The sequence below is a fragment of the bacterium genome, assembly GCA_035559435.1.
Classification (GTDB): Bacteria; Zixibacteria; MSB-5A5; order WJJR01; family WJJR01; genus JACQFV01.
The window spans coordinates 1-1350 of record DATMBC010000023.1 but is presented as its reverse complement, the minus strand read 5'-3'; the positions used below and the strand labels follow the sequence as shown (position 1 = coordinate 1350).

The following is a 1350-nucleotide window of genomic DNA, read 5'->3' as shown; positions in this document are numbered from 1 at the left end:
CTTTGGTGACGCCACCGGAACGCTCTATGTGCCGGTGCAACGCCGTGTCAGCGTCGAAAACAAACAAGTCGCGCGGGCAGCTATCCGTGAGTTGATCGCCGGGCCGCCCGCGGGCCTGACCCGATTGGTGCTGCCGAATGTCGAGATCCTCGGCATCCAGATCAGCAACGGGACCGCCACGGTCAATTTCGACCGCCGTCCAACCGGCCAGGGCGACGTACGGGGCTTCTACGCGATCATGTATACGCTGATCGAATTCCCCAGCATCGAGCGCGTCCAGTTCCAGATCGACGGGCAAAACATCGGCGTGAACGGCAGCGGGCCGCTGGCCTGGACACCGATCAACCCACTCAATCCGCAGGGATTACCGGTCGATTATAGCCAGACCGAGTTCTTGCCGCTGTACTTCGTCTCCGACGACGGCCGGTACGACATCCGGATCCTGCGCATGGTCCCGAAGACCAGGCAAGTGGCCGAGGCGACCGTGCGCGCACTGCTCGAAGGGCCGGGCAGCTACGACTACGCCGTCCAGCGCGTCATCCCCGAGGGCACCGACCTGCGTGGCATTCGGCTGGCAAACGGGATCGTGATCGTGGACTTCACCCAGCCGTTCGCAGGCGCCGCAGACCGCGCCGCGGCGGTCCGCACAATCGTCGAGTCGCTGACAACTTTGCGCGGCGTCAATGGGGTCCAATTCCTGGTCGAGGGTCGTTCGCTGGGCGAATATTGGGGCGGGAACTACGGCGACATCGTCGGGAGGCCGCCGATCAATCCGAGGTAGCAAACGGCGCTCGAACGGCGGAGCGATCAGGGGCTGGCAGCGGCGAGGATTCGGGGCCACAAGCGGCGCCACCCTGGGGGCGGCCGCAGATGTGCCGCAGGGAACCGGCGCAGCGGCCGGGTGGCGATCGTCACCACCAGGAGCCGACGTTGCGGGCGTGGCTGGTGGGTGGCATGGCCCGGCAGCGTTCACAGACCCGGAACGGGATGCCCGTCCCGGTTTCGACGTGGAGCTGATCGCGGCCACCGCAATACCGGCAGACGCTCAGGTTCTCGATATCGTCGGCGCGCCAGAGTTGCGGCAACAGGACCAACTCCATATGACGGTTGATCGCCAGGATGCCGACCTTGACGCAGACGGCGGCGGGAAACACCTCCTCCACACGAGCAAACAATTGTTGCCGGTAGGAGTACACCTCGTCGCCGATACTGATATCTTGCATGCGCGGATGTTGCCTGATCTTCATACGCTTTGCAGTTGCGCGATCAGATCGCGCAGTTCCTCCTCACCAAGCCGAAAGCCAGGATCATCGCCAAACATCAAGGCATCGAGCGCTTCTGCGATAACTG

2 protein-coding genes are annotated in these 1350 nt (G+C 63.9%); one reads left to right on the top strand and one right to left on the bottom strand.

What is annotated here, in order from left to right; genetic code table 11:
- The coding region (locus tag VNN55_02640) for a GerMN domain-containing protein (GenBank protein HWO56444.1) at window positions 1-781 on the top strand (781 nt) is incomplete at its 5' end.
- A 130-nt stretch (window positions 782-911) separates the two neighbouring features.
- On the opposite strand, the gene VNN55_02635 is transcribed toward VNN55_02640, so the two are convergent.
- The gene (locus tag VNN55_02635; protein HWO56443.1) at window positions 912-1247 is read right to left on the bottom strand and encodes a hypothetical protein; all 336 of its coding nucleotides are present in this window, start codon (window positions 1245-1247) and stop codon (window positions 912-914) included.
- Window positions 1248-1350 lie beyond the last annotated feature (103 nt).

What these genes read in the sequence shown, in the direction of transcription:
- VNN55_02635 (HWO56443.1), bottom strand. Translation starts at nt 1,247, where the DNA reads ATGAAGATCAGGCAACATCCGCGCATGCAAGATATCAGTATCGGCGAC.